Source organism: [Mycobacterium] manitobense (assembly GCF_025821665.1).
GTDB classification, from domain to species: Bacteria; Actinomycetota; Actinomycetes; order Mycobacteriales; family Mycobacteriaceae; genus Mycobacterium; species Mycobacterium arseniciresistens.
The window spans coordinates 1-21685 of record NZ_JACKSJ010000181.1; the positions used below are offsets into that span (position 1 = coordinate 1).

At 70.0% G+C, this 21685-nt stretch carries 22 protein-coding genes and 1 riboswitch; of the genes, 11 read left to right on the forward strand and 11 right to left on the reverse strand.

Annotated elements, in window-relative coordinates; all coding sequences use genetic code 11:
• The 3 genes from H7I41_RS20575 to H7I41_RS20585 form a co-directional block, all read right to left on the reverse strand.
• Nucleotides 1-614 (reverse strand): DUF222 domain-containing protein (locus H7I41_RS20575; protein ID WP_264014472.1); only part of this gene is annotated, 614 nt, incomplete at its 3' end.
• 72 nt (nt 615-686) lie between these two features.
• A complete protein-coding gene (locus tag H7I41_RS20580; protein WP_264014473.1) occupies nt 687-1268 on the reverse strand; it encodes a rhomboid-like protein in 582 nt (193 codons plus the stop codon).
• Nucleotides 1241-3847 carry an ATP-binding cassette domain-containing protein gene (locus H7I41_RS20585; RefSeq protein ID WP_264014474.1) on the reverse strand — a complete coding sequence of 869 codons (2607 nt, stop codon included), beginning with the start codon at nt 3845-3847 and terminating at the stop codon, nt 1241-1243. Before H7I41_RS20585 ends, H7I41_RS20580 begins: the two co-directional genes overlap by 28 nt.
• 66 nt (nt 3848-3913) lie before the next feature.
• On the opposite strand from H7I41_RS20585, the gene H7I41_RS20590 reads away from it, so the two are divergent.
• Nucleotides 3914-5677 carry a PQQ-binding-like beta-propeller repeat protein gene (locus H7I41_RS20590; RefSeq protein ID WP_264014475.1) on the forward strand — a complete coding sequence of 588 codons (1764 nt, stop codon included), beginning with the start codon at nt 3914-3916 and terminating at the stop codon, nt 5675-5677.
• Here H7I41_RS20590 and H7I41_RS20595 read toward each other — a convergent pair.
• Nucleotides 5674-6072: a nuclear transport factor 2 family protein gene (locus tag H7I41_RS20595; RefSeq protein ID WP_264014476.1), complete on the reverse strand. Its 399-nt coding sequence runs from the start codon at nt 6070-6072 to the stop codon at nt 5674-5676. The genes H7I41_RS20590 and H7I41_RS20595 overlap by 4 nt on opposite strands.
• 49 nt (nt 6073-6121) lie before the next feature.
• Here H7I41_RS20595 and H7I41_RS20600 point away from each other — a divergent pair, with 49 nt between their 5' ends.
• Nucleotides 6122-6685, forward strand: coding sequence for a TetR family transcriptional regulator (locus H7I41_RS20600; protein WP_264014477.1), 564 nt, complete (start codon nt 6122-6124; stop codon nt 6683-6685).
• A 4-nt stretch (nt 6686-6689) separates the two neighbouring features.
• On the opposite strand, the gene H7I41_RS20605 is transcribed toward H7I41_RS20600, so the two are convergent.
• On the reverse strand, nt 6690-7877 hold the full coding sequence (locus tag H7I41_RS20605) for an NADH:flavin oxidoreductase (RefSeq protein WP_264014478.1): 1188 nt from the start codon (nt 7875-7877) through the stop codon (nt 6690-6692).
• Between the two features lie 39 nt (nt 7878-7916).
• Here H7I41_RS20605 and H7I41_RS20610 point away from each other — a divergent pair, with 39 nt between their 5' ends.
• From H7I41_RS20610 to H7I41_RS20625, 4 genes are read left to right on the forward strand one after another with little or no spacing between them, the layout of a single operon-like run.
• Nucleotides 7917-8768 (forward strand): bifunctional methylenetetrahydrofolate dehydrogenase/methenyltetrahydrofolate cyclohydrolase, encoded by an 852-nt coding sequence (locus H7I41_RS20610; RefSeq protein ID WP_264014479.1) that lies wholly within the window; start codon nt 7917-7919, stop codon nt 8766-8768.
• Nucleotides 8765-9058 (forward strand): DUF3017 domain-containing protein, encoded by a 294-nt coding sequence (locus H7I41_RS20615; RefSeq protein WP_264014480.1) that lies wholly within the window; start codon nt 8765-8767, stop codon nt 9056-9058. The genes H7I41_RS20610 and H7I41_RS20615 overlap by 4 nt, the downstream gene beginning before the upstream one ends.
• Nucleotides 9059-9112: 54 nt before the next feature.
• Nucleotides 9113-9745, forward strand: coding sequence for an acyl-CoA-like ligand-binding transcription factor (locus H7I41_RS20620; RefSeq protein ID WP_264014481.1), 633 nt, complete (start codon nt 9113-9115; stop codon nt 9743-9745).
• A complete protein-coding gene (locus H7I41_RS20625) occupies nt 9742-11262 on the forward strand; it encodes an FAD-dependent monooxygenase (RefSeq protein ID WP_264014482.1) in 1521 nt (506 codons plus the stop codon). The genes H7I41_RS20620 and H7I41_RS20625 overlap by 4 nt, the downstream gene beginning before the upstream one ends.
• A gap of 1 nt (nt 11263) precedes the next feature.
• Here the strand turns inward: H7I41_RS20625 and H7I41_RS20630 are convergent, their stop codons facing one another.
• On the reverse strand, nt 11264-11878 hold the full coding sequence (locus H7I41_RS20630; RefSeq protein ID WP_264014483.1) for a TetR/AcrR family transcriptional regulator: 615 nt from the start codon (nt 11876-11878) through the stop codon (nt 11264-11266).
• Nucleotides 11879-11942: 64 nt separating this feature from the next.
• On the opposite strand from H7I41_RS20630, the gene H7I41_RS20635 reads away from it, so the two are divergent.
• Nucleotides 11943-12809 (forward strand): alpha/beta fold hydrolase, encoded by an 867-nt coding sequence (locus tag H7I41_RS20635; protein WP_264014484.1) that lies wholly within the window; start codon nt 11943-11945, stop codon nt 12807-12809.
• Here the strand turns inward: H7I41_RS20635 and H7I41_RS20640 are convergent.
• The 4 genes from H7I41_RS20640 to ephH all read right to left on the reverse strand — a co-directional run bounded on the left by H7I41_RS20640 (nt 12790) and on the right by ephH (nt 17040).
• Complete coding sequence (locus H7I41_RS20640) at nt 12790-13521, reverse strand: class I SAM-dependent methyltransferase (RefSeq protein WP_264014485.1); 732 nt, start codon at nt 13519-13521, stop codon at nt 12790-12792. The two genes, H7I41_RS20635 and H7I41_RS20640, sit on opposite strands and share 20 nt — an antisense overlap.
• Nucleotides 13518-14639, reverse strand: coding sequence for a homoserine O-acetyltransferase MetX (metX, locus tag H7I41_RS20645; protein ID WP_264014486.1), 1122 nt, complete (start codon nt 14637-14639; stop codon nt 13518-13520). Before metX ends, H7I41_RS20640 begins: the two co-directional genes overlap by 4 nt.
• The gene (locus H7I41_RS20650) at nt 14636-15952 is read right to left on the reverse strand and encodes a bifunctional o-acetylhomoserine/o-acetylserine sulfhydrylase (protein ID WP_264014487.1); all 1317 of its coding nucleotides are present in this window, start codon (nt 15950-15952) and stop codon (nt 14636-14638) included. The genes metX and H7I41_RS20650 overlap by 4 nt, the downstream gene beginning before the upstream one ends.
• Before the next feature lie 44 nt (nt 15953-15996).
• Nucleotides 15997-16131, reverse strand: a riboswitch (SAM riboswitch).
• A gap of 81 nt (nt 16132-16212) precedes the next feature.
• Entirely contained in the window at nt 16213-17040 is an 828-nt protein-coding gene (gene ephH, locus H7I41_RS20655; protein WP_264014488.1) for an epoxide hydrolase EphH, read from the reverse strand.
• A 70-nt stretch (nt 17041-17110) separates the two neighbouring features.
• On the opposite strand from ephH, the gene H7I41_RS20660 reads away from it, so the two are divergent.
• The 4 genes from H7I41_RS20660 to H7I41_RS20675 are packed head-to-tail and all read left to right on the forward strand — an operon-like array spanning nt 17111 to nt 20969.
• On the forward strand, nt 17111-17908 hold the full coding sequence (locus H7I41_RS20660; RefSeq protein ID WP_264014497.1) for an exodeoxyribonuclease III: 798 nt from the start codon (nt 17111-17113) through the stop codon (nt 17906-17908).
• A gap of 46 nt (nt 17909-17954) precedes the next feature.
• Nucleotides 17955-18989, forward strand: coding sequence for a tryptophan--tRNA ligase (gene trpS, locus H7I41_RS20665; protein WP_302471820.1), 1035 nt, complete (start codon nt 17955-17957; stop codon nt 18987-18989).
• A 27-nt stretch (nt 18990-19016) separates the two neighbouring features.
• A complete protein-coding gene (gene yhjD, locus H7I41_RS20670) occupies nt 19017-20039 on the forward strand; it encodes an inner membrane protein YhjD (protein WP_264014489.1) in 1023 nt (340 codons plus the stop codon).
• 57 nt (nt 20040-20096) lie between these two features.
• On the forward strand, nt 20097-20969 hold the full coding sequence (locus H7I41_RS20675) for a nitronate monooxygenase (protein ID WP_264014490.1): 873 nt from the start codon (nt 20097-20099) through the stop codon (nt 20967-20969).
• A 9-nt stretch (nt 20970-20978) separates the two neighbouring features.
• Here the strand turns inward: H7I41_RS20675 and H7I41_RS20680 are convergent, their stop codons facing one another.
• Nucleotides 20979-21674 (reverse strand): TetR/AcrR family transcriptional regulator, encoded by a 696-nt coding sequence (locus tag H7I41_RS20680; protein ID WP_264014491.1) that lies wholly within the window; start codon nt 21672-21674, stop codon nt 20979-20981.
• Between the last annotated feature and the right edge of the window lie 11 nt (nt 21675-21685).

The following is a 21685-nucleotide window of genomic DNA, read 5'->3' on the forward strand; positions in this document are numbered from 1 at the left end:
GCGGTGGGCATGGTGCCGCCGATACTGCTCATGCCGTCGAGGCCGTCGATGACCCAGATCTCACGCTCGTCGGCTGCTTTCTGGCGGCGCCGCACCGCATCCCGATCGTGTGTGGCGATGACGCGGTCGACATATCCGCACACCTGGCCGTAGCTCAGCCGCATCAGCCGGGCCGCCGCACCGGCCAGGGTGGCGTCGACGTGGGTCAAGACGGCGGGGTCGGTGATCAGGGTCGTGCGCTGCAGCAGAGTGGTGACGATGTCGAGGGTCAGTTCACCGGCGCGGAACATGACCGCGACCAACGGTAGGCGTTCACGCAGTCCGCGGGCGAGGCTGACCTGATCCTTGGCCCGCTCGTAGGCGATGTTCAGTGCCGCGCCGATCTCGACGGCCACCGCGGATTCGGTGTCCACGGCCCATTGGTCGCTGAGCTCATCGCGCTCGGCGAACCGCACCGCGTACACCTCGCCGATCGCGGTCAACCGCGCCGCGGCCTGCTGATTCTCCCGGCGCGCCGCCGCCACCACCGCGGAGATCAGTTCGCGTGCTTCGACCGACTCCGGACGCGCGACGGCCAGCACCTGGTCGAAGCTTGCCTGCGCCGGATCGAACATACATTTGATTATCGCAGAGGGGTATGACGCGCAACAGCGGCGAATCCGACATTGGGGATAACTCTGAAACGACTAGCGCGCCAGTCTCGTCAGACCCAACCCCGTGAGAAATGCCGTCAGGTGCCCCACCTCGGTGTAGGTCGGCTGAACGACGACATCGACGACGAGCGCACCGGCACCCAGCACCTGCGCGCCGGCGCGATACCGGCGGGGGAGGTACCGCGACGCCGCACCGGCGACTCCCAGGACGAAGTAACTGACTCCGACATCGCGTGCGTTCTCCAGCCGGGAAGGCGCCTGCCCGGTCCGGATCGACCGGCGAAGATATCCCTGCCCTGCGACCGTGCCGACGATGTGCGCGGTGAGCCCGACCAGCAACCACGGGCCCGACCCCATCCGCCGCTCGGCGGGCGCCAGCACCGCCGCGTACACCGGCACGTAAGGCCACCAGCGTCGTCCGTCGAGCCAGAAGAGGCTGGCGACCAGCACCCGCAGCGGCTCCCGCGACAGGTGATGCAGATTCGTCGACTGCTGGCGCAGCAAGCGTGACCGCTTCCGCCCTGCCGCCCGCTGCAGCCGTGTGGTGACCAACAGGACGGCCAGCCACCCGTAGGTCAGAGGAGCGCTCAGGCGCCCTTCAGCCGGATCTTCCACCGCACGAACGTCAGATAGCCGATGCTGAGGGCCGCGAGCATCCCCATGTCGAAGAGCCAGGTGCCGCCGGTGTGTTCCCAGTGCGAGTCTTTCGGCGTCAGCGGTCCGGGCACGAGTCTGATCAGGTCCACCGTCGACGCCGACGCGGCGAAGCCCCAGCGGGCCGGGGTGATCCATGACATCTGGTCGAGGCCGATGCGGCCCGTCACGGGGATCATGCCGCCGGAGAACACCAGCTGCGACATGATCGCGATCACCAGCAGCGGCATGATCTGCTCGCTGGTCTTGGCCAGCGCCGACAACGCGAGGCCGACCATCGCCGCGGTCACCGTCGTCGCGGCCATCCCGAAGAACAGCTCGAGCGACGGATTGCCCAGCACCGAACCCTTTTCGACCGCGCCCTCGCCGAATCCCTTGCCCGCGATCGTGATACCGGTGACGATGGCGGACTGGATGATCGCGAAGATCGAGTAGACGCAGACCTTCGCCAGCAGGTACGCGGTGGTGGACAGGCCGACGGCCTGCTCGCGAAGGAAGATCGCGCGCTCGCCGATGAGGTCGCGGATGGTCAGCGCCGTGCCCATGAAGATCGCACCGACGTTGAGCAGCACCAGCACCTGGCCCGGCTCGTTGGGTGCGTCGCCCATCGGGTTCGGGACGCCGAAGCCGACGGTGCCCGGCACCGAGAGCGACAGCGTGCCCATGATGAACGGCAGCAGCGCAAGGAAGATGAAGTAGCCGCGGTCGGAAACGATGAGCCGGATCTGGCGCCGCGCGATCGTCGAGAACTGCCTTCGCAGACTGGTTTTCGACGGCTCGCCGAGGTCGGCCGGCTGATCGGCCGGCGGTTGGGCGGGTGGTGGGCCGTTGAGTTCGAGCCACCGCTGTTGGGCGGCATCGGGATCGCCGGCCACCGTGCTGAAGATGTCGGCCCAGTTGGTCGTGCCCATCGCCGCGCCGATCTTCGCGGGCGGCCCGCAGAAGGCGGTCTTCCCGCCCGGCGCCAGCAGCAGCACCTGATCGCAGACGTCGAGGTAGGTCAGCGAGTGCGTGACCACCAGCACGACGCGACCCGCGTCGGCCAGCTGGCGCAGCATCGTCATCACCTGGCGGTCGAGCGCCGGGTCAAGACCCGAGGTCGGCTCGTCGAGGATCAGCAGCGACGGCCCGGTCAGCAGCTCGAGCGCCACGGACGCCCGCTTGCGCTGACCGCCGGAGAGCTTGTCGACCCGGGTCTCGAGGTGCTTGGTCATCTCGAGCTCCTCGAGCACCTGCATGACGACCTGTTCGCGGTCGGCCTTGGTGGTGTCCGGCGGCAGCCGCAGCTCGGCGGCGTACATCAGCGCCTGACGCACGGTCAGCTGCCCGTGCACGACGTCGTCCTGCGGCACCATCCCGATGCGGGAGCGCAGCGAGGCGTACTCGGCGTGCACGTTGTGGCCCTCGAACGTAACCGTTCCGCTGGACGGATGGGTGTAGCCGGCCACCAGCCGGGCGAAGGTGGACTTGCCCGCGCCCGACGGGCCGATCACCGCGGTGAGCGTGCCCGGCCGCGCCGTCAGGGAGATGTTGTCCAGCAGCGTCTTGTTGTTCTCGATCGTCCAGGTGACGCCGTGCACGTCGAGGCCTCCGGTGGCCGTCGCGGCCGCGGTCTCGGTGCGCCGGACCAGTGTGCCGCCGCTGAACACCAGGTCGACGTTGCCGATCGTGACGGTGTCGCCCTCTTGGAGCAACGCCGAATCGACCCGCGAACCGTTGACGAAGGTGCCGTTGATGCTGCGGTTGTCGACGATCTCGGTGCCCTGCGCGGTCGACACCAGCGAGGCGTGGTGGCGCCCGGCCAGCACGTCGGGGATCACGATGTCGTTGTCGGTCGCGCGACCGATCTTCACCGCTCCCGCCGGCGTCTCCGGCGTCCGTCCGGGCCGCAGGATCTTGAGCATGCTGGTGGCCAGATTGCCGCCGTCGCTCGAGCGCGGCGCCGCCGTCGGCCCCATGCGGGTGACCGGCTCACTGGACTGCTGCGAGATCGGCTGCGACATCGGCGGCCGCGTCTGATGCGATGCCGGACCCGTCGGGTACCGCTGCTGCGACGACGGCGGATACCCCTGCTGCGCGCCGGTCGGGTAGCGCTGCTGCGGCCGCGACGTGGGCGGTGTCGCGATGTGAGGACGTCCCGGGGCGGTGTGCGGCGGCGGGGTGTTCCAGCCGGTGTTGGGGCGCGCGACGGGCACCGCGGTGGTCGGCGGTGGGCTGCCGACCGAACCCTGGTGGCGGCCGACCTCGAATGACACCTGCGGGCCGTCCGGGTTGCCGATGTTGAGGGTCTGGCCGTCGCGGATGTCGACGGACGGGACGCGTCGGCCGTTGGCGAACATGCCGTTGAGGCTGCCGTTGTCGATGGCGACCCACCGGCCCTGGTCGAACCGCAGCACCAGGTGGGCGCGGGAGATCAAGGGGTGGGCGATTCGCACGTCGGCGCGCAGGTCGCGGCCGATGACGACGTCGTTGCCCGGCGCGAACGTGCGGGTGGAGCCCTCGTAACGAACGGTCAGCGCAGGCGGTGCTGGTCGGCTCATCGCGACCAACTCTATCGGTACCGCCGCCCGAATTGCCGCCGCTACCGCGCAGCGCGGCGTGTGACGATGACCGGCGTGGATCGTGGCGAGTTGGGCTGGCTGATGCGGGCGGCACTGGAGACGGTGATGACGGCGTTCGCGGGACTTGCGGTCACGCTGCTGCTGTGGGCGTCGGGCCTGGCGCTGTGGAGCCGGCAGCAGGCCGAGCAGGCCCGGCATGTCGGCGGCTGGCCGGGATACATCGAGCGCCTGCCCCGGCTGGGTGATTCGCCGGTGGACGCGCTGGCCGTCGTGGTCTGGATCGCGGCCGTCACGTTGCTGGCCGCCGCCGTCGTCAGCGTCTGGCTGGGCCGCACCCGGCGCAGCGGCGCCGTGAGGCCTGTGGTGGTGGCCGGCGTCCTCGCCCTCGCTGTGTACGGGATCTACAGCGTCGACATCCCCTCGTTCTACGCGAGGGTGACGAGCACCTATCCGGTCACCCCGGCACTGCCCGCGGGTGTCGCCGCGTGGCTCCTGGGGGCGGCCGCTGCGGTAGCCGTGCTGCTGGTCGCCGTGCGGATCCCGCTGCTGTCGCGCCGGGACATGCGGGTGATCGCCATCGGAGCGGTCCTCGGCGTGGTGCTTGCCTCAGCCACGACGGTGGCGGCGGTGCGCGCCGGTGACGACGCCCGCTACGTCGATGCGACCCCGGCCGCGGGCGTCGATGTCCCACCGGTCCCGACGGCGCTGGGGCAGAAGCGGTTCACCGTCACGATTCCGGACGCCTACGACGACAGGGGCGATCCGCAGTTCCGTGCAGCGGCCGCCGGCGCCGGCTTCGTCGTGCGGAAAGCGGACACGGTGACGGCATACGGCGCCGACGGAGCCGAGCGCTGGCACTACCGACGTACCGGCCCGGGTGCGTCGCGGGTCGAGACGGTGCGGGTGTTCGACGACGGCGCGACGGTGGTGGCCTGGATCGACGGCGGGGACAAGCGTGGCGAAACCAGTGTCGTCGCGCTGGACGCCGTCACCGGCGACGAGCTGTGGAGCGGAAGCGGCAGGCAGCTGTACACCGCCAAGGGATCCGACAGCCCGCCGTACCTGGTCTACCGCGACGACCGGACGTGGACCCGCACCGACTCCCGGACCGGGAAGCCGATGTGGACGGTCTCCGCGCCGCATGCGGAGTGCCCGACCGAATACATGGACACCGCCGAACGCCTGGTCTCGTTGTCGACGTGCTTCGAAAACCAGCAGGACGCCGTCTGGCTGACGGTTCTCGATCCGCAGACGGGCAGCACTGTCTGGGACCACCTGCTGCGCGAAGGGCCGCCGGAAGACGCGTCGAACGCCTACCCCAGTGGATCCGGGTCGGCGCTGAGCGGCTCCGGTGTCCTCGTCCGGGTGTCCGATCCCCAGGCGCAGGAGACGAACCAATACGTCGACGTCGTCGATCGGACGATCACCGATCTGCCGCGCGAGTTGACATTCAGAGAGGCTCCCGGTCCCAACGGCGACATCCTCGGCACGCAGCTCGTCGGTCGAGACGAACGGCTGACGTTGTTCGACGGCCGGGGTTCCGAGCGGTGCTCGACGGTCGGCGGGTTCTCGAGCGGCTACCCGCTGCTCACGGGCACCGGCTTCGATACCGTGCATCTCACCTTCGGCGACACCTTCGTCGTGTACGACCAGGAGCGCGCGAACCTGGTGACCCTGGACAGCACCACGTGCGCCGAGGTGACTCGCACACCTGCTCCGGATGTCGAAGGCCTCCTGCCCGTATCCGGCGCGAACCTGGTGTTCCGCAGGGGTGAGAACCGCACCCTCGTGATCGACGGCTACCGCTAGGCCGGAAGCGGCACGCTCCACCGGGCGGTGTCGGTGATCTGCCGCAGCGCCGTCATCTTCTCGCCGTGCACGGTGATCACATGGGCGAACGCCGCGTCCACCGTCGACCCGCCGTCGCGGGCAGAGCCCCGGTAGGCGCCGAGCACGACCACCCGGTGGTCGTCGACCGGCAGGTACTCCGACGGCGCGACGTCGACGTCGTAGAGGGAATCGATGCGGGCCCACACCTGGGTGATGGTCTCGGCGGCGCCGCGGTGTTCACCGCCAACGCCGTGCGGCATGCCGGCGCTGACGTCGGCCACGAAATCCTCGGCGAGGACGTCGAACAGAGCACTGCCGTCACCGTCGGCCATCGCCGCGTAGAACCGCCGGGCCACACCTGTGGGATCGCTCATCGGGATTCCTTCCGTATTAGAGATACATCTCTACTATAAACTGTGCGCCATGCCGCGGCCAGCCCGATTCACCGTCGACCAGCTGCTGGACGCGGCCGCCGCGATCGTCGCCGCGGACGGCGCGGCAGCGGTGACGGTGTCAGCGGTGGCCCGCGCGGTCGACGCGCCGAGCGGGTCGATGTACCACCGCTTTCCGTCGCGCGCCGCACTGTGCGGCGAACTCTGGATGCGCACCGAGGAGCGGTTCCAGAACGGCCTGATCGCGGTGCTCGAGCGCTCCGGCGAACGGCAGGACCGGGTCGCCGCAGGCGCGCTCTACACCGTGCAGTGGTGCCGCGACCACGCGGACGAGGCGCAGGTACTGCTGGCCGGCCCCGACGCGTTCTGCCGCATTGAGTGGCCGACGGTTCTCGAAGACCGTCGAAAAACCCTGCACCGCAGAATGATCCGACAGCTTCGCGACATGGGTGGGCCGGTCGACCGAGTCACCGCCGCGCTGGTCGACATACCGTCGGCCGTGGTGCGCCGGCACCTGGCGGCGCGCAGCCGCGTTCCCGCCACCGCCGACGGCATCGTCGTGGACTGCGCACGCGCGCTGGTGCCGCGGGAGTGAGCGGTCAGACCAGGGCGTCGGGCGCGCCGGTGACGACGCAGTGGGTGTGGCTGTAGATGGTCGCCATGCACTTGTTGCAGTGCGTGCACGCCGAGCGGACCAGCGCGTCGGCCTGGATCCGGTTGATCAGGTCCGGCTCGGCCAGCAGCGCGCGGCCCATCGCCACGAAGTCGAACCCCTCGGCCATCGCGAGGTCCATCGTCTCGCGGTTGGTGATGCCGCCCAGCAGGATCAGCGGCATCGTCAGCTCGGCGCGGAACTGCCGGGCCTTGTCCAAGAGGAACGCCTCGCGGTACGGATACTCGCGCAGGAACTTCTTGCCGGTCATCCGGATGCCCCAGCTCAGCGGTGGCTTGAACGCACCGGCGAACTCCTTGACCGGCGCGTCGCCGTGGAACAGGTACAGCGGGTTCACCAGCGAGCTGCCTGCGGTCAGCTCGATGGCATCGAGCCCGCCGTCCTCTTCCAGCCACTTGGCGGTCTGCAGCGACTCCTCCATCGGGATCCCCGCGCGGACCCCGTCGGTCATGTTCAGCTTCGCCGTCACCGCGATCTGGTTGCCCACCGCGTCCCGGACGGCACGAACCACGCCGCGCGCGACCTTCGCCCGATTCTCCAGCGACCCGCCGTACTCGTCCTTGCGGTGGTTGAGCAGCGGGCTCAGGAACGAACTGGCCAGGTAGTTGTGGCCGAGGTGCACCTCGACGGCATCGAACCCGGATTCGATCGCCAACCGTGCCGCGTTGGCGTGCGCCCTGGTGACCGCCTCGATGTCGTCGCGGGTGGCCTTCCTGGCGAACCGCATCGACAGGGGATTGAAGAACCGCATCGGGGCCAGCGCCTTGGCCTTGTTCGTGCGGGCGTTGGCGACCGGACCCGCGTGGCCGATCTGGGCGCTGATGGCGGCGCCCTCCGCGTGCACGGCGTCGGTGAGCCGTCGCAGCCCGGGTACCGCCTCCGGCCGCATCCAGATCTGCCAGCCGTCGGTGCGTCCGCCGGGGGTCACCGCGCAGTACGCGACCGTGGTCATGCCGACGCCACCCGCGGCGGGCAGCCGGTGGTATTTGATCAAGTCGTCGGTGACCAGGGCGTCCGGTGTGGACGCCTCGAATGTCGCCGCCTTGATGATGCGGTTGCGCAGCGTCACGGGGCCGAGTTTGGCCGGAGTGAACACATTGGGCTGAGTGTCCATAAGACAGAGCCTGTCACAGCGCATGCGAGACTGGACGCCGTGGGTGCGATCACGTTGGACGGCAAGGCCACGCGCGACGAGATCTTCGTCGACCTCAAAGACCGCGTCGCGGCGCTGACCGATGCCGGTCGTACGCCGGGGCTGGGCACGGTGCTCGTCGGCGACGACCCCGGATCGCAGGCCTACGTGCGCGGCAAGCATGCGGACTGCGCCAAGGTGGGCATCAACTCGATCCGGCGCGACCTGCCCGCCGACATCAGCCAGGCGACCCTCGACGAGACCATCGACGAACTCAACGCCAACCCGGAGTGCACCGGCTACATCGTGCAGCTGCCGCTGCCCAAGCATCTCGACGAGAACGCCGCGCTCGAGCGCATCGATCCGGACAAGGACGTCGACGGGCTGCATCCGACCAATCTCGGTCGCCTGGTGCTCAACGAGCCGGCGCCGCTGCCCTGCACCCCGCGCGGCATCGTGCACCTGCTGCGCCGCTTCGAGGTGGAGATCGCCGGCGCGCACGTCGTCGTCATCGGCCGCGGCGTCACGGTCGGCCGGCCGCTGGGCCTGCTGCTCACGCGGCGGTCGGAGAACGCCACGGTGACGCTGTGCCACACCGCCACCCGCCACCTGCCGCAATTCACCCTGGAGGCCGACATCATCGTGGCCGCCGCGGGCGTGCCGCACATGGTGACCGCCGAGATGGTGCGGCCGGGCGCGGCGGTGATCGACGTGGGTGTCAGCCGGGACGACGCCGGGAAGCTGGTCGGCGACGTCGCGCCCGATGTGTGGGACGTGGCGGGTCACGTGTCGCCGAATCCCGGCGGCGTCGGGCCGCTGACGCGCGCGTTCCTGCTGACCAATGTCGTCGAGCGGGCCGAAAAGGGGCGATGACCCCGAAGGAGTTCGCCCGCAAGGTCTTCGCGGGGCAGTGGCCGATCCTGGCGGTCGGCCTGATCCTCATCGCCGCCTTCGGCCTGGTGGTCGCCGGGTACTGGCGGCGCGGCGCGCTGGTGATGGCCATCGGGGTGGGTGTCGCGGCGGCCCTGCGCCTCGCGCTCTCCGACGACAGGGCCGGCCTTCTCGTGGTGCGTTCGCGCGCAACGGACTTCGTCACCACCGCGGCGGTCAGCGCGACCATGTTCTATGTCGCGTGGACGATCGATCCGCTGGGCACCAGCTGAGAATTGCGCACCGGGCAATCTTGCCTACTGTGCAAAATTATGTAATGTGGCCGCATGGCCGGACTCCGGGAACGCAAGAAGGCGGACACCCGCCGCGCGCTCAGCGACGCCGCGCTCGCGCTCGCCCTCGAACGCGGCTTCGACGCCGTCACCCGCGAGGCGATCGTTGAGCTGGCGGGCGTGTCGTTGCGGACGTTCAACAATTACTTCACCGGAAAGTACGAGGCGCTGGCCTACCGCCAGACCGAACGGCTGCGACACAGCATCGACGAACTGCGGCGACGGCCCGCCGGCGAGCCGCTGTGGACCTCGATCGCCGAAGCCGTCCTGAGTCCGCTCGAGGCCGACTTCCGTGCCGCCGACAGCGAGGAGAGCAGGATTCCCGACCGGCGAGAACTCGCCGAGGTCCGGAAGCTGCTGCTGAGCCCGGAGATCCGGGACGCGACCAACAGGGAACTGTTCGACGAGTGGCTCGAGGCGATCGCCGAGCGGACCGGCACCGACCCCGCGAAGGACATGTACCCGCGACTGGTGGCGGCGGTCATCCGCGCCGTCGGCGACGCGGCGATGGAGACCTACGTGCGCGCCGAACCCCCGGTCGCCCTCACTGATCTGCTGCGTACGGCGTTCACCGAGGTGGCCGCGGGACTGCCCGAGCCGAGCGGATCCACCGGGAGGACGTCGTGACCGACGAACGCGTGGACGTGGCCATCTCCGGAGCCGGACCGAACGGCCTGCTGCTCGCCTGTGAGTTGGCGCTCGCCGGCATCCGGCCGGTCGTGCTCGACGCACTGCCCGGACCCAGCGCCGAACCGAAGGCCAACGGCCTTGTCGGACAGGTGATCCGACAACTCGACATGCGTGGCCTCTACCACGCGTTCGGCGGGGACGCGGGACCGCCGCAACCGGCCCACGGCTGGATGTTCGCCGGGATGTCGCTGAGTTTCCTCGGTCTCGAGGACAATCCGATGTACGCGCTCATCCTTCCGCAGCCGCGGCTGGTCTGCCTGCTGGAGAAGCGGGCGCGTGACCTGGGCGTCGACATCCGCTGGGGGAGTGAGCTCACCGCGCTGGACGCTCGCGAGGACGGCGTGGCGCTGACCGTCGCCACGCAGGACCGGCGGCACCGGATGGACGCCGGTTATCTGGTCGGCGCCGACGGCGGCCGCAGCATGGTGCGAAAGGCCGCGGGTATCGAGTTCCCCGGCCACACCTCACCGATCGTCAGCAGGATCGCCCACGTCCACCTGCCCGACGCACGACTCGTGCCCGGCCGCGGCTTCGACATCGAGGGCTTCGGAACACTCGCCTTCGGCGTCAGCAGATTCGACAACGGCACCGTCGTGGTGTTCCCGCTCGAACCCGACCGGCCGATGCTCGGCACCATCGAGTACGGCTGGACGCCGGGCAGCAGCGATTCTCCGATGACACTCGCCGAACTGCAGGACAGTCTGAGCCGGGTGCTCGGTGTCGACGTGGCGATCGAGGCGCCCAGGACGCCGGACACGCATGCGTTGCGCCGTCTCGACGGGATCAATTCGCGGCTGGCGCAACGCTACCGGGCCGGACGTATCCTGCTGGCCGGTGACGCCGCGCACGTGCACTCACCGATGGGTGGGCCCGGTCTGAACCTCGGCATGCAGGACGTCGTCAACCTCGGCTGGAAGCTCGCGGCGGTGGTGAACGGGTGGGCGCCCGAGGGGCTTCTCGACACCTACGAGTCCGAGCGTCGTCCGGTGGGCGAGCGGGTGATGATGCACTCGCTGGCTCAGCTCGCGCTGGCCGCGCCGGGGCCCGAAGTCAGCGCGCTGCGTGAGCTCTTCGGTGAACTGGCGGGTCAGCGCGAGGTCGCGCGGCACCTGGCACGCACCCTCGCGGGTGCGGATGTCCGCTATGACGTCGGCGACGATCATCCGATGTCCGGATTCATGGTGCCCGATCTCGTGCTCGACGACGGGCGCCGCGTCACCGACCTGCTGCACGACGCCCGCGGCGTCCTGCTCGACGCGACCGGCGGCGCCGCATCGACCGGCGCGAGGCCGTGGGCCGACAGGGTGGACGTGGTCTCCGGCCGGATCGCCGGCGGGCCTGCGGTGCTCCTCGTCCGGCCCGACGGGTACGTGGCCTGTGCGATGGACGATTTCGAGGTTGCCGACGAGTCGCGGCTGCGCCAGGCGCTGAGCAGGTGGTTCGGCGCCGGCTAGCTCAACCGATTTCCCCTGCGGCGGTGAACAATCCGCCCACCAGTGCCCGTGCGACGGCGCCGGCATCGCGGCGCGCGCGCCGGGGATCGTCGGACGACGCGATGAGCAGCGCCGCCTCGTCGAGCGCGCCGATGATCATCGACGCCAGCGTGTCGACCGGCAGGTCGGCGATCTCACCGGCATCCACCCCCGCGCGCAGGCCGTCACGCAGCGCGCTCAGGTAGTTGCGGTTGTCGATCTCGCGCATCTGCGCGAAGCCGAGTGCGGCGGGGGCGTCGAGGATGCTGATGCGGGCCACCGCCGGGTCGAGGCAGCCGTCCAGGAACCGTTCGCACCCGACCTCGAGCCGGCGGCGGGCCGTCGGTTCGGCGAGTGCGGCGGGGAGCACGGCGTTCGCCAGCTGCCGCTCGACGTCCTCGTAGACCGCCCGGAACACCGCCTCCTTGGTGGGGAAGTGGTAGTACAGCGCGTTGCGGGTGACGGCGGCCGCCTTGGCGATGTCGCCGGTGGACACCGCCGCGTAGCCGCGGTCGACGAACAACGCTCGCGCGGCGGCGACCAGGGCGGCCCGGGTCGATTCGCTGCGCAGCGCACGACCGTCGCCTTCACTCGGCACGGCTGAATATTAACAGCCTGTCTGCCTTGTTTTGCGGCGCACGACCGGTTTTAATACAGGTTGTATGAATACTTTCTCACCTCTCCAGGACCGCCGCACGGTGCGCATCCCGGCAGGCGTCGTCGGCTGTCGCGAGGCCGGCGCCGGGATACCCGTCCTCTTCATCCACGGCATCGTCGCCAACGGCCTGGCGTGGCGCCACGTCGCCCGCCGGCTGGCCGGGCAGGCGCGCTGCATCGCGCCGGACTGGCCGCTCGGCTCGCATCATCCCGCGATGCCGTCGGCCGACCTGTCCCTGCCGGGCCTGGCCCGGATCGTGGTCGACATGATGGACGCCCTCGGACTCGAGGACGCCGCACTCGTCGGCAACGGCTACGGCGGCGACATCGCCCAGGTGGTCGCGGTGGAGTATCCGGAACGGGTGCGAGGCCTGGTGCTCGCCGCCACCAACGCCTTCGACTCCGACCCGGCGCCGACCCGGGTGCTGCAGCGGCTGACGGCGTTGCCGGGCGCCGGCGCGCTGCAGGCGATCGGCATGCGGAGCCGGCACATGCAGCGGCAGTGGTTCACCTACGGCGGAGTCACGAAGCGGCCCATCCCCGCCGACGTGATGACGTCCTACCTGACGTCGCTGTGGTCAGACCGCGAAGTCCGCGACGACTTCCGTCGCTTCCTCGATCAGCTGTCGCCACGTCACCTGGCCGAGGCGTCGCCGAGACTCGCGGCGTTCGACAAGCCGGCGCTCGTCGTGTGGCCCACCGAGGAGCGCTACTTCCCGGCCGAGGGAGCGCGCAGGCTCGCGCAGACCATGCCGCGCGCCCGGCTCGTCACCGTCGACGACTCCTACAGCTGGATGCCCGAAGACCGGCCCGACGTGTTCGCCGATCTGCTCGCGGAGTTCCTCGGCGAGCTCAGCCCAGCGTCGCCCTGATGCACACCGTCACATACGGCAGCGCCAGCCCGCTGGTGTTGGCCAACGCCGGGTGGGTGTTCAGCAGTTCACGCACCTGCTCGAGCGTGCGGGTGCGCACCTCGGCGGGCGAGGTGATGCAGTAACTGCGCGAGGCGACCAGGTCGATGAGCGCCTGCGGCGTCAGGTAATTCGTCCACTCGACGCGACGGCGCTCGAAGCCGGTGAACGGCTCGGGCAGCGTGACCTTGTCGTTGAACGGATCCTCCTCGTGCCCGGTGATCCGGCCGAGGTCCTTGACCCAGCCCAGGCGTTCGTCGGCGGTGTTCCACACCAGCCCGAGCCGCCCGCCGGGCCGAAGCACCCTGGCGACCTCCTTGACCGCGCGTTCGGGATCGAACCAGTGCCAGGCCTGCGCCACGAGCACGGCGTCGACGCTGTCGTCGGGCAGCGGGATGTCCTCGGCGGTGCCGAGCAGCGCCGGGGTGTCCGGCAGCGAGGTGGAGAGCACCTCGAGCATCTCGGGGATCGGATCGACGGCCACCACCGTGAGGCCGCGTTGCACCAGCCGCGTGGTGAGCTTGCCGGTACCCGCGCCGAGGTCGAGGACGTCGCGTGCGCCCGAGGGAAGCAGCCAGTCGATCGCCTCCGGCGGGTAGGACGGCCGGCCGCGCTCGTAGGCCGCCGCCTCTGCGCCGAACGACAGCGAGCGGTCGTTGGCGGGGTCGCTCACGTCGCCGCCAGGTCCAGGGTGCGGCGGATCAGCGCGCCGACGGCCTCGGTCTCGACCAGGAAGCCGTCGTGGCCGAAGCGGGACTCGACGATGTTGAGCCCCGAACAGCCCGGGAGCAGATCGGCGAGCTCCTGCTGCAGCCGCAACGGGTACAGCCGGTCGGAGGTGATGCCGCCGACCACCACCGGCACCCGGCAGCCCTGCAGTGCGGCCGCCACGCCGCCGCGGCCGCGTCCGACGTCGTGGCTGGACAGCGCATCGGTCAGCGTCACGTACGTGCCGGGATCGAACCGCTCGACCAGCTTCGCACCCTGGTATTCGAGGTAGCTCTGGATGGCGAACCGGCCTCCGTTGGTCGGGTCCTCGTTGCCCTGGGCGTCATTGCCGAATCGCTCGTCGAGCTCGTGCTCGCCGCGGTAGGTGAGGTGGGCGAACCGGCGGGCGATCTCCATGCCGGTGTGGGGTGTGCGGCCGGTGTGGTGGTAGTCGCCGCCCTGCCAGTCCGGGTCGGAGGTGATGGCCGCGACCTGGGTGGACTGCGTGCCGATCTGGTCGGCGGTGGCGCGGGCGCCGACGGCCAGCACCAGGGCCGCCCGCACGTCGTCGGGATGGCCGACGGCCCACTCCAGCGCACGCGCGCCGCCCATGGAGCCGCCCACCACCGCGGCCACCTCGGTGATGCCGAGGGCGGCCAGCGCCGCGACGTCGGCCGCCACCTGGTCGCGCACCGTGATCGCGGGGAATCGGGAACCCCACGGCCGGCCGTCGGGGGCGGTCGTCGACGGTCCGGTGGAGCCCTGGCAGCCGCCGAGCACGTTCGTCGAGATCGCGCACCAGCGGTCGGTGTCGATCGGGGCGCCCGGGCCTGCGACGCCGTCCCACCAGCCGGGGGTCGGATGGCCCGGTCCGGCGGGGCCGGTGATGTGCGAATCGCCGGTGAGCGCGTGCAGCACCACCACGACGTTGTCGCGGTTCGGCGAGAGCTCGCCCCAGCGCTGTACGGCGATGGACACGTCGTCGATCACGACGCCGCTCTCCAGCGTCAGGGGACCGATGTCCACCACGCCGATCTCGCCTTCGGCGGGCAGCGTCGCAATGTGCACGTCAGAGATTGTCACTTGCCCACCCTCGCCGCCGCGAAGCCCTGCTCCAGATCGGCCAGGATGTCGTCGATTCCCTCGATGCCGACCGCCAGGCGCACCAGGCCGGGCGTCACGCCCGAGGCCAGTTGTTCCTCCGGGGACAGCTGGGCATGGGTCGTCGACGCCGGGTGGATCACCAGAGAGCGGACGTCACCGATGTTGGCGACGTGACTGTGCAGCGTCAGCGCGTTGACGAAGGCCTTGCCCGCGTCGACGCCGCCAGCCAGCTCGAAAGCGAGCACGGCGCCGGTTCCCTTCGGCGCCAAGCGCTTTCCGAGGTCGTACCACGGCGAGCTCGGCAGCCCGGCGTAGTTCACCGACAGCACGTCGGCATGCCCGGCGAGGTACTCGGCCACCCGCTGTGCGTTCGCGACGTGGCGTTCGACGCGCAGGCTCAGCGTCTCCAGGCCCTGCGCGATGAGGAACGCGTTGAACGGCGCGGCGGCCGACCCGAGGTCACGCAGCAGCTGCACCCGGGCCTTCAGCGCGTATGCCGGCGGCCCGAGTTCGGCGAAGACGACACCGTGATAGCTGGGGTCCGGGGTGGTGAAGCCGGGGAACTTGCCGTTGGTCCAGTCGAAGGTGCCGGAGTCGACGATCACACCGGCGATCGCGTTGCCGTGCCCGCCCAGGTACTTGGTGGCCGAGTGCACCACGATGTCGGCGCCCTGGCTGATCGGCTGGATCAGGTAGGGCGTGGCGATGGTGTTGTCGACGATCAGCGGCACCCCGGCGTCGTGGGCGACGGCCGAGACGCCGGGGGTGTCGAGGATGTCGATCTGCGGGTTGGAGATGGTTTCCGCGAAGAAGGCCTTGGTGTTCGGCCGCACCGCCGCCCGCCACGACTCGAGATCGTCGGGGTCAGCCACGAAGCTGACCTCGATGCCGAGCTTGGGCAGCGTGTAGTGGAAGAGGTTGTAGGTGCCGCCGTACAGGCGCGGGCTGGACACGATGTGGTCGCCCGCGTTGGCGATGTTGAGGATCGCGAACGTCTCGGCGGCCTGGCCGGAGGACAGGAACAGCGCCGCCACGCCGCCCTCCAGTGCGGCGATGCGCTGTTCGACCACGTCCTGCGTCGGGTTCATGATGCGCGTGTAGATATTGCCGGTCTCGGCCAGCCCGAACAGCGCGGCCGCGTGATCGGTGTCGCGGAACGTGTACGACGTCGTCTGGTAGATCGGCAACGCCCGCGCGCTGGTGGCGCTGTCGGGCGTCTGCCCGGCGTGGACCTGCTTGGTCTCGAACGACCAGCGTGCCGTCGGGTCGTCGGCGATTTCGGGTGTGCTCATGGCGGTTCCAGGTCTCCCTGTCTGTCGGGGGGCCCGTACCTGCGGACCCGCGCTTGCCGTGTGGCCGACTGGATCAACGGATCAGTCGGCTACTCAACCTGGTCGTCTCCCGGGGCACCCCACCGCGGTTGGAGGGTTGCCGGCCAGCAAGCCGGGGCTTGACGCTGGCGCTCATGACCGATCAGCAGCTTAACGCACGCCGCGCCGCGCCGGCCACCATGGCGGGGGCAGGCGGCGCGACGCGCGCAGAGGAGAACGAACTAGCCGGTGGCGCGTTGGCTGCCGACGTGCCGGTCGACGAAGCCGAGGATGACCTCGGTGATGCGGTCGGGCGCCTCGAACATCGGGATGTGCCCGACACCGTCGAGGTGGGTCACCTCGGTGTCCTCGGGCAAGTGCTCGGTGAAGTGGCGGGTGAACCTGGGATGCGGCAGCACCCGGTCCTTCTCGCAGACCACTAGATGGGTGGGCGTCTTGCCTTCGGCGATCTCCAGCAGGCCGGGCAGGGTCAGCGACTTGACCAGCAACTGGTAGTACGCCGGGCAATGGGAGACGTCGTCGATGATCTCGGCCACATCGTCGTCGGACAGACCCTCGGGGCTCCCGCTCACCGGCAGGTGGGTCAGATACCGGGTGAACGGCAGCTTCAGCACGTGTTGACGGAACACCAGGGTGGCCACCCACAGCGGCAGGCCGGCCAGGAACTTGCCGACGATCTCGAACTTCGCGGGGGTGAAGTGCTTCCACCCGCCGGCCGGCGCGATCCCGGTGAGCGTGCGAGCGCGGCCGCGCCGCTCGAGCTCGAACGCCACCCAGCCGCCCAGCGAATTGCCGACGACGTGCGCGGTGCCCCAGCCGAGCGCGTCCATCCTGCGCTCGACATCGTCGGCCAGCGAGGCGCTGTCCAGGAAGAACGGCCCGCGCGACACGCCGTTGTGGCCGAGCATCGTGGGCGCGAACACCTCGTAGCGGCCGGTGTCGGCGATCCGCGGGGCAACGCCCTTCCACACGTTCTGCGACATCATGAACGGGTGCAGCAGCAGCATCGGCTCGCCGGTGCCGAGGTGGATCGGTGCGCGTTCGGTCATGCTGCCCGACACTAAGGTGATACCGCCGGTACCGCAAGATTGTCCGTTAGGGTCTGGCGCCGTGAGCCGGCTGATCGTGACCACCGTCAACGTCAACGGCGTCCGCGCCGCGGTGCGGCAGCGCTCGGCCGAGAACCTCGGCCTGCTCGCGTGGCTGGTCGGCTCCGCCGCCGACGTGGTCTGCCTGCAGGAGACCCGAGCCGACGACGAGCAACTGCGCACCGCGCTGGCCCCCGCCGTGGCCGACGGGTGGCGGCTGGCCGCGGCGAGCCCGCACCTCAAGGGCCGCAGCGGCGTCGCGGTGCTGTCCCGGCACCCGGTCACCGCGGTGCGCCTGATGGAGTCCGACGAGTTCGGCGAGCACGGCCGCTACATCGAGGTCGACACGGCCGGGGTGACCGTGGCCAGCGTCTACATGCAGACCGGTGAGGCGGGCACCGACCGGCAGCTGGAGAAGGAGCGGTTCATGGCCGCGCTCGCGCAGCGGATGGCCGCGATGAGCGACGACGGCCGCGAGGCGGTGGTGTGCGGAGACTGGAACATCGCCCACACCGAGAACGACATCAAGAACTGGCGTGGCAACGTTAAGAAGTCCGGCTTCCTGCCCGGCGAGCGGCAGTGGTTGTCCGAGCTGCTCGATTCCGGCTGGGTGGACGTGGTGCGGGTGCTGCACCCCGATGTGGCGGGGCCCTACTCGTGGTGGTCGTGGCGCGGGCGGGCGTTCGACAACGACGCGGGGTGGCGGATCGACTACCAGCTGGCCACCCGCCCGCTGGCGGCCAGGGCGCGGGCGGCCAGAGTCGAGCGGGCAGACGCCTACGCGCTGCGCTGGTCCGACCACGCGCCGGTCACCGTCGAGTACAGCTGACAGGCGGCGAAAAGCCGTTGGCCGGCCATGAAAAGATCGGGTCATCATGAATTCACCTGTCGAGATGCCGCCCAGGCAGCCGCGCGTCGTCTTCTCGGGCGTGCAGCCCACGTCCGACTCCCTGCACCTGGGTAACGCGCTGGGTGCGGTGAAGCACTGGGTCGGCATGCAGGACGACTTCGACGCGTTCTTCTGCGTGGTCGACCTGCACGCGATCACGGTCCCGCAGGACCCGGAGACGTTGAGGCGGCGCACCCTGGTGACCGCGGCGCAGTACCTGGCGCTGGGCATCGACCCGGCGCGCAGCACGATCTTCGTGCAGAGCCATGTGCCCGCGCACACCGAATTGGCCTGGGTGCTGGGGTGTTTCACCGGGTTCGGCCAAGCCTCGCGGATGACGCAGTTCAAGGACAAGTCGCAGAAGCAGGGTTCGGACGCCACCACGGTCGGCCTGTTCACCTATCCGGTGCTGATGGCCGCCGACGTGCTGCTCTACGACACCGACCTGGTGCCGGTCGGAGAGGACCAGCGTCAGCATCTCGAACTCGCGCGCGACGTGGCGCAGCGGTTCAACGCGCAGTTCTCAGACACATTCGTCATACCGGACGTGCTGATCGCCAAGACCACCGCCAAGATCTACGACCTGCAGGAGCCGACGGCGAAGATGAGCAAGTCGGCGTCCACCGCCGCCGGGCTGATCAGCCTGCTGGACGACCCGAAGGTGACGGCCAAGCGGATCCGGTCGGCGGTCACCGACAGCGAGCGCGAGATCCGGTTCGACCGCGAGGCCAAGGCCGGGGTGTCCAATCTGCTGACCATCCAGTCGGCGGTCACGGGCACCGACATCGACGTGCTCGTCGAGCAGTACCAGGGCCGTGGATACGGCGACCTGAAGAAGGACACCGCCGAGGCGGTGGTCGAGTACGTCACCCCCATCCGGGACCGGGTCGACGAACTGCTCGGCGACACGACCGAACTCGAGGCGGTGCTCGCCGCCGGTGCCCAGCGGGCCAGGGACGTGTCTGCGGCGACGCTCGAGCGGGTATACGACCGTTTGGGTTTTCTCAAGCGATCGCGCTGAGGGCGCGCACACGGGAGGCTGGCTGGCATGACCGACGAGGCCAAGCCCGGCATCCTCGACCGCCTGCGCGCGCGCTACGGCTGGTTCGACCACGTGATGCGGGCGCAGGACCGCTATCAGGAGTCGAAGGGCAACTTCTTCGCCGCCGGCATCACCTATTTCACGGTCTTCGCACTGTTCCCACTCCTGATGCTCGGCTTCTCCATCGCCGGCTTCGTGCTGTCCCGCCAGCCCGACGTGCTCGCCGGTATCCAGGACCGGATCAGGCAGACGGTGTCCGGCAGTCTCGGCCAGCAGCTCGTCGAGCTGATGAACACGGCGATCGAGTCGCGGACGTCGTTGGGCATCATCGGCCTGGCCACCGCGGCGTGGGCCGGTCTGGGCTGGATGGCCAATCTGCGCGAGGCACTGAGCGCGATGTGGGAACAGCACGGCGAGCCGGGCAATTTCATCGGCACCAAGGTGTCGGATCTGCTGGCGTTGCTGTCGGCCTTCGTGGCCATCGTGGTCACCGTGGCGTTGACCGCACTGGGCGATCGGGGGTTGATCGCGCGGGTGCTCGCCTGGCTCGGCATCGAGGGCATCCCCGGACTGGGCGTGGGTCTGCGAGTGGTGTCGATGCTTGTGGCACTGGGCATCTCGTGGTTGCTGTTCACGTGGATGATCGCCAGGTTGCCCAGGGAGAAGGTCACCTTCCGCAGCAGTGTCCGCGCCGGTCTGCTGGCGGCGATCGGCTTCGAGGTGTTCAAGCAGGTCGCGTCGCTCTACCTCAAGTCGGTCTTGACCGGGCCCGCCGGCGCGACGTTCGGACCGGTGCTCGGCCTGATGGTGTTCGCCTACGTCACCGCGCGGCTCATCTTGTTCTCCACCGCATGGGCCGCCACGTCCACCGACAACCTCGCCATCGCGCCGGTGAGCCCGCCCGACCCCGCCCAGATCACCACCCGGGTGCAGGTCCGCGAGGGCGTCGGTGTCACCGGCGCACTGGCCGCGGCGGCAGTGGGAGCCCTTGGCGCGGCCGGGCTTTCACGGCTGCGACGGCGGCAGTGACCGACCGGTGCATCGTGGTGGGCGACGTCGGCACCGCATCGGATCGGTAGTGTCGCCGTGTCGCTGACAACACCGTGGTCGCGCGCAACGGGCCTGCAGGTGCCCGTCGTGAACGCGCCGATGGGTGGCGCGGCAGGCGGGGCGCTGGCCGCCGCGGTGTCCCGCGCGGGCGGGCTCGGAATGATCGGCATGGGCAGCTCGGCCACGCCGGAGGAATTGAGCGCCGAACTGCGCACGATGGGAGACCTCGGCCTGCCGTTCGGCATCGGCCTGGTGCACTGGGTGATGGCCGCGCAGCCGGGGCTCTTCGAGGTGGCGCTGGCGGCCCGCCCCGATGTGCTGTCGGTCAGCTTCGGTGACGACTGGGCGTGGGTGTCATCCGCACACGCGGCCGATGTGCGGGTCGCCACCCAGGTGGGCACCGTCGACGCAGCGCTGCGTGCGGTCGACGCGGGCGTCGACGTGCTGGTGGCCCGGGGCGCGGAGGGGGGTGGCCACGGCGAACCACGCATGGGGACACTGCCGCTGCTCACCGAGGTGCTCGACCGGGTCGACGTGCCGGTGCTGGCCGCCGGCGGTATCGCATCGGCACGGGGACTGGCCGCGGTGCTGGCGGCCGGCGCATCCGGGGCCTGGCTGGGCACGGTGTTCTCCACCTGTGCCGAGGCGTTGACGCCGCCGCAGGCGCGCGCCGCGCTGTTGGCGGCCGGCGGTGACGCGACGATGATCACGGACGAATTCGACCGGGCACACGGGTATTCCTGGCCGTCGGAGGTGCCGGAGCGGGTACTGCGCGGCGCCGACGGTCGCCCCGTCCCCGTCAACGCCGGGCAGGGGGTGGGCATGGTGACGGCCGCACCCGGCGCCGCGACGCTGATCGAGCAGTTGTGCTCCGGCGCGGAGGCGTTGCTGCGCACCTGGGTCGGCTAGCGGTCTCTGTCAGGCCCGGCCGGCGACCCGGGTGAATTCGAGATCGTTGTGTCGCAATACTTTCCGGGTACTCTCGCGCAGCGCGGGTGTGTCGGCGACGGGAATGCCGACGACGCGCATGCAGGCGTCGGCGACATGCAGGGGCAGTTCGTCACGCTGCGGGCCTGCCGGCATCGACCAGACGTTGACCAGTGATTCGACCAGCCGGAACGGAAGGTCCGCCGCCGCGTCGTCGATGCCGGTCTCACCGATGACGCACCGGCTCAACGCGAGATAGTGCAGCCGCAGCCGCTCGCGGTCCGACCAGAAGGACTCGACCCGGGCGTCGCGCAGCTCGGGCAACAGATACAGCGCGCCCAGGTTCCACCGGTTCGTCAGCAGCTTCTCACCGTCGAACGTGGCCAGAGCGTGCAGCTGCCCGGCCGTGTCGAGGCCGGGATCCATGTCGCGGAGGGCGGCGATGAATGACAGTGTGGGCCTGACGGTCTGGTCGAGCAGCGCGCACAGTATTTCATCTTTGGTCTTGAAGTAGTGATACAGCGAGGCCTGCCGGATTCCGACGGACTCCGCGATCGACCGGGTGGACGTGCCCGTGTAGCCGAGGGTGGTGAACAGCTCGCCGGCTGCGTCGAGGATCTCGTCACGGGGCGTGGTGCCGGGGCGCCGTTGGTCGCGGTGGCGGGGTCGTCCCCGGGCGAGCGGCATGTCCCCATCGT

Excerpts from the sequence above, each read along its gene's own strand:
- H7I41_RS20680 (WP_264014491.1), bottom strand. The coding sequence starts at position 21,674 with ATGCCGCTCGCCCGGGGACGACCCCGCCACCGCGACCAACGGCGCCCC.
- H7I41_RS20595 (WP_264014476.1), bottom strand. The coding sequence starts at position 6,072 with ATGAGCGATCCCACAGGTGTGGCCCGGCGGTTCTACGCGGCGATGGCC.
- H7I41_RS20590 (WP_264014475.1), top strand. The coding sequence starts at position 3,914 with ATGACCGGCGTGGATCGTGGCGAGTTGGGCTGGCTGATGCGGGCGGCA.
- trpS (WP_302471820.1), top strand. The coding sequence starts at position 17,955 with ATGAATTCACCTGTCGAGATGCCGCCCAGGCAGCCGCGCGTCGTCTTC.
- H7I41_RS20620 (WP_264014481.1), top strand. The coding sequence starts at position 9,113 with ATGGCCGGACTCCGGGAACGCAAGAAGGCGGACACCCGCCGCGCGCTC.
- H7I41_RS20635 (WP_264014484.1), top strand. The coding sequence starts at position 11,943 with ATGAATACTTTCTCACCTCTCCAGGACCGCCGCACGGTGCGCATCCCG.
- yhjD (WP_264014489.1), top strand. The coding sequence starts at position 19,017 with ATGACCGACGAGGCCAAGCCCGGCATCCTCGACCGCCTGCGCGCGCGC.
- H7I41_RS20585 (WP_264014474.1), bottom strand. The coding sequence starts at position 3,847 with ATGAGCCGACCAGCACCGCCTGCGCTGACCGTTCGTTACGAGGGCTCC.
- H7I41_RS20615 (WP_264014480.1), top strand. The coding sequence starts at position 8,765 with ATGACCCCGAAGGAGTTCGCCCGCAAGGTCTTCGCGGGGCAGTGGCCG.
- H7I41_RS20600 (WP_264014477.1), top strand. The coding sequence starts at position 6,122 with ATGCCGCGGCCAGCCCGATTCACCGTCGACCAGCTGCTGGACGCGGCC.
- H7I41_RS20605 (WP_264014478.1), bottom strand. The coding sequence starts at position 7,877 with ATGGACACTCAGCCCAATGTGTTCACTCCGGCCAAACTCGGCCCCGTG.
- H7I41_RS20650 (WP_264014487.1), bottom strand. The coding sequence starts at position 15,952 with ATGAGCACACCCGAAATCGCCGACGACCCGACGGCACGCTGGTCGTTC.
- ephH (WP_264014488.1), bottom strand. The coding sequence starts at position 17,040 with ATGACCGAACGCGCACCGATCCACCTCGGCACCGGCGAGCCGATGCTG.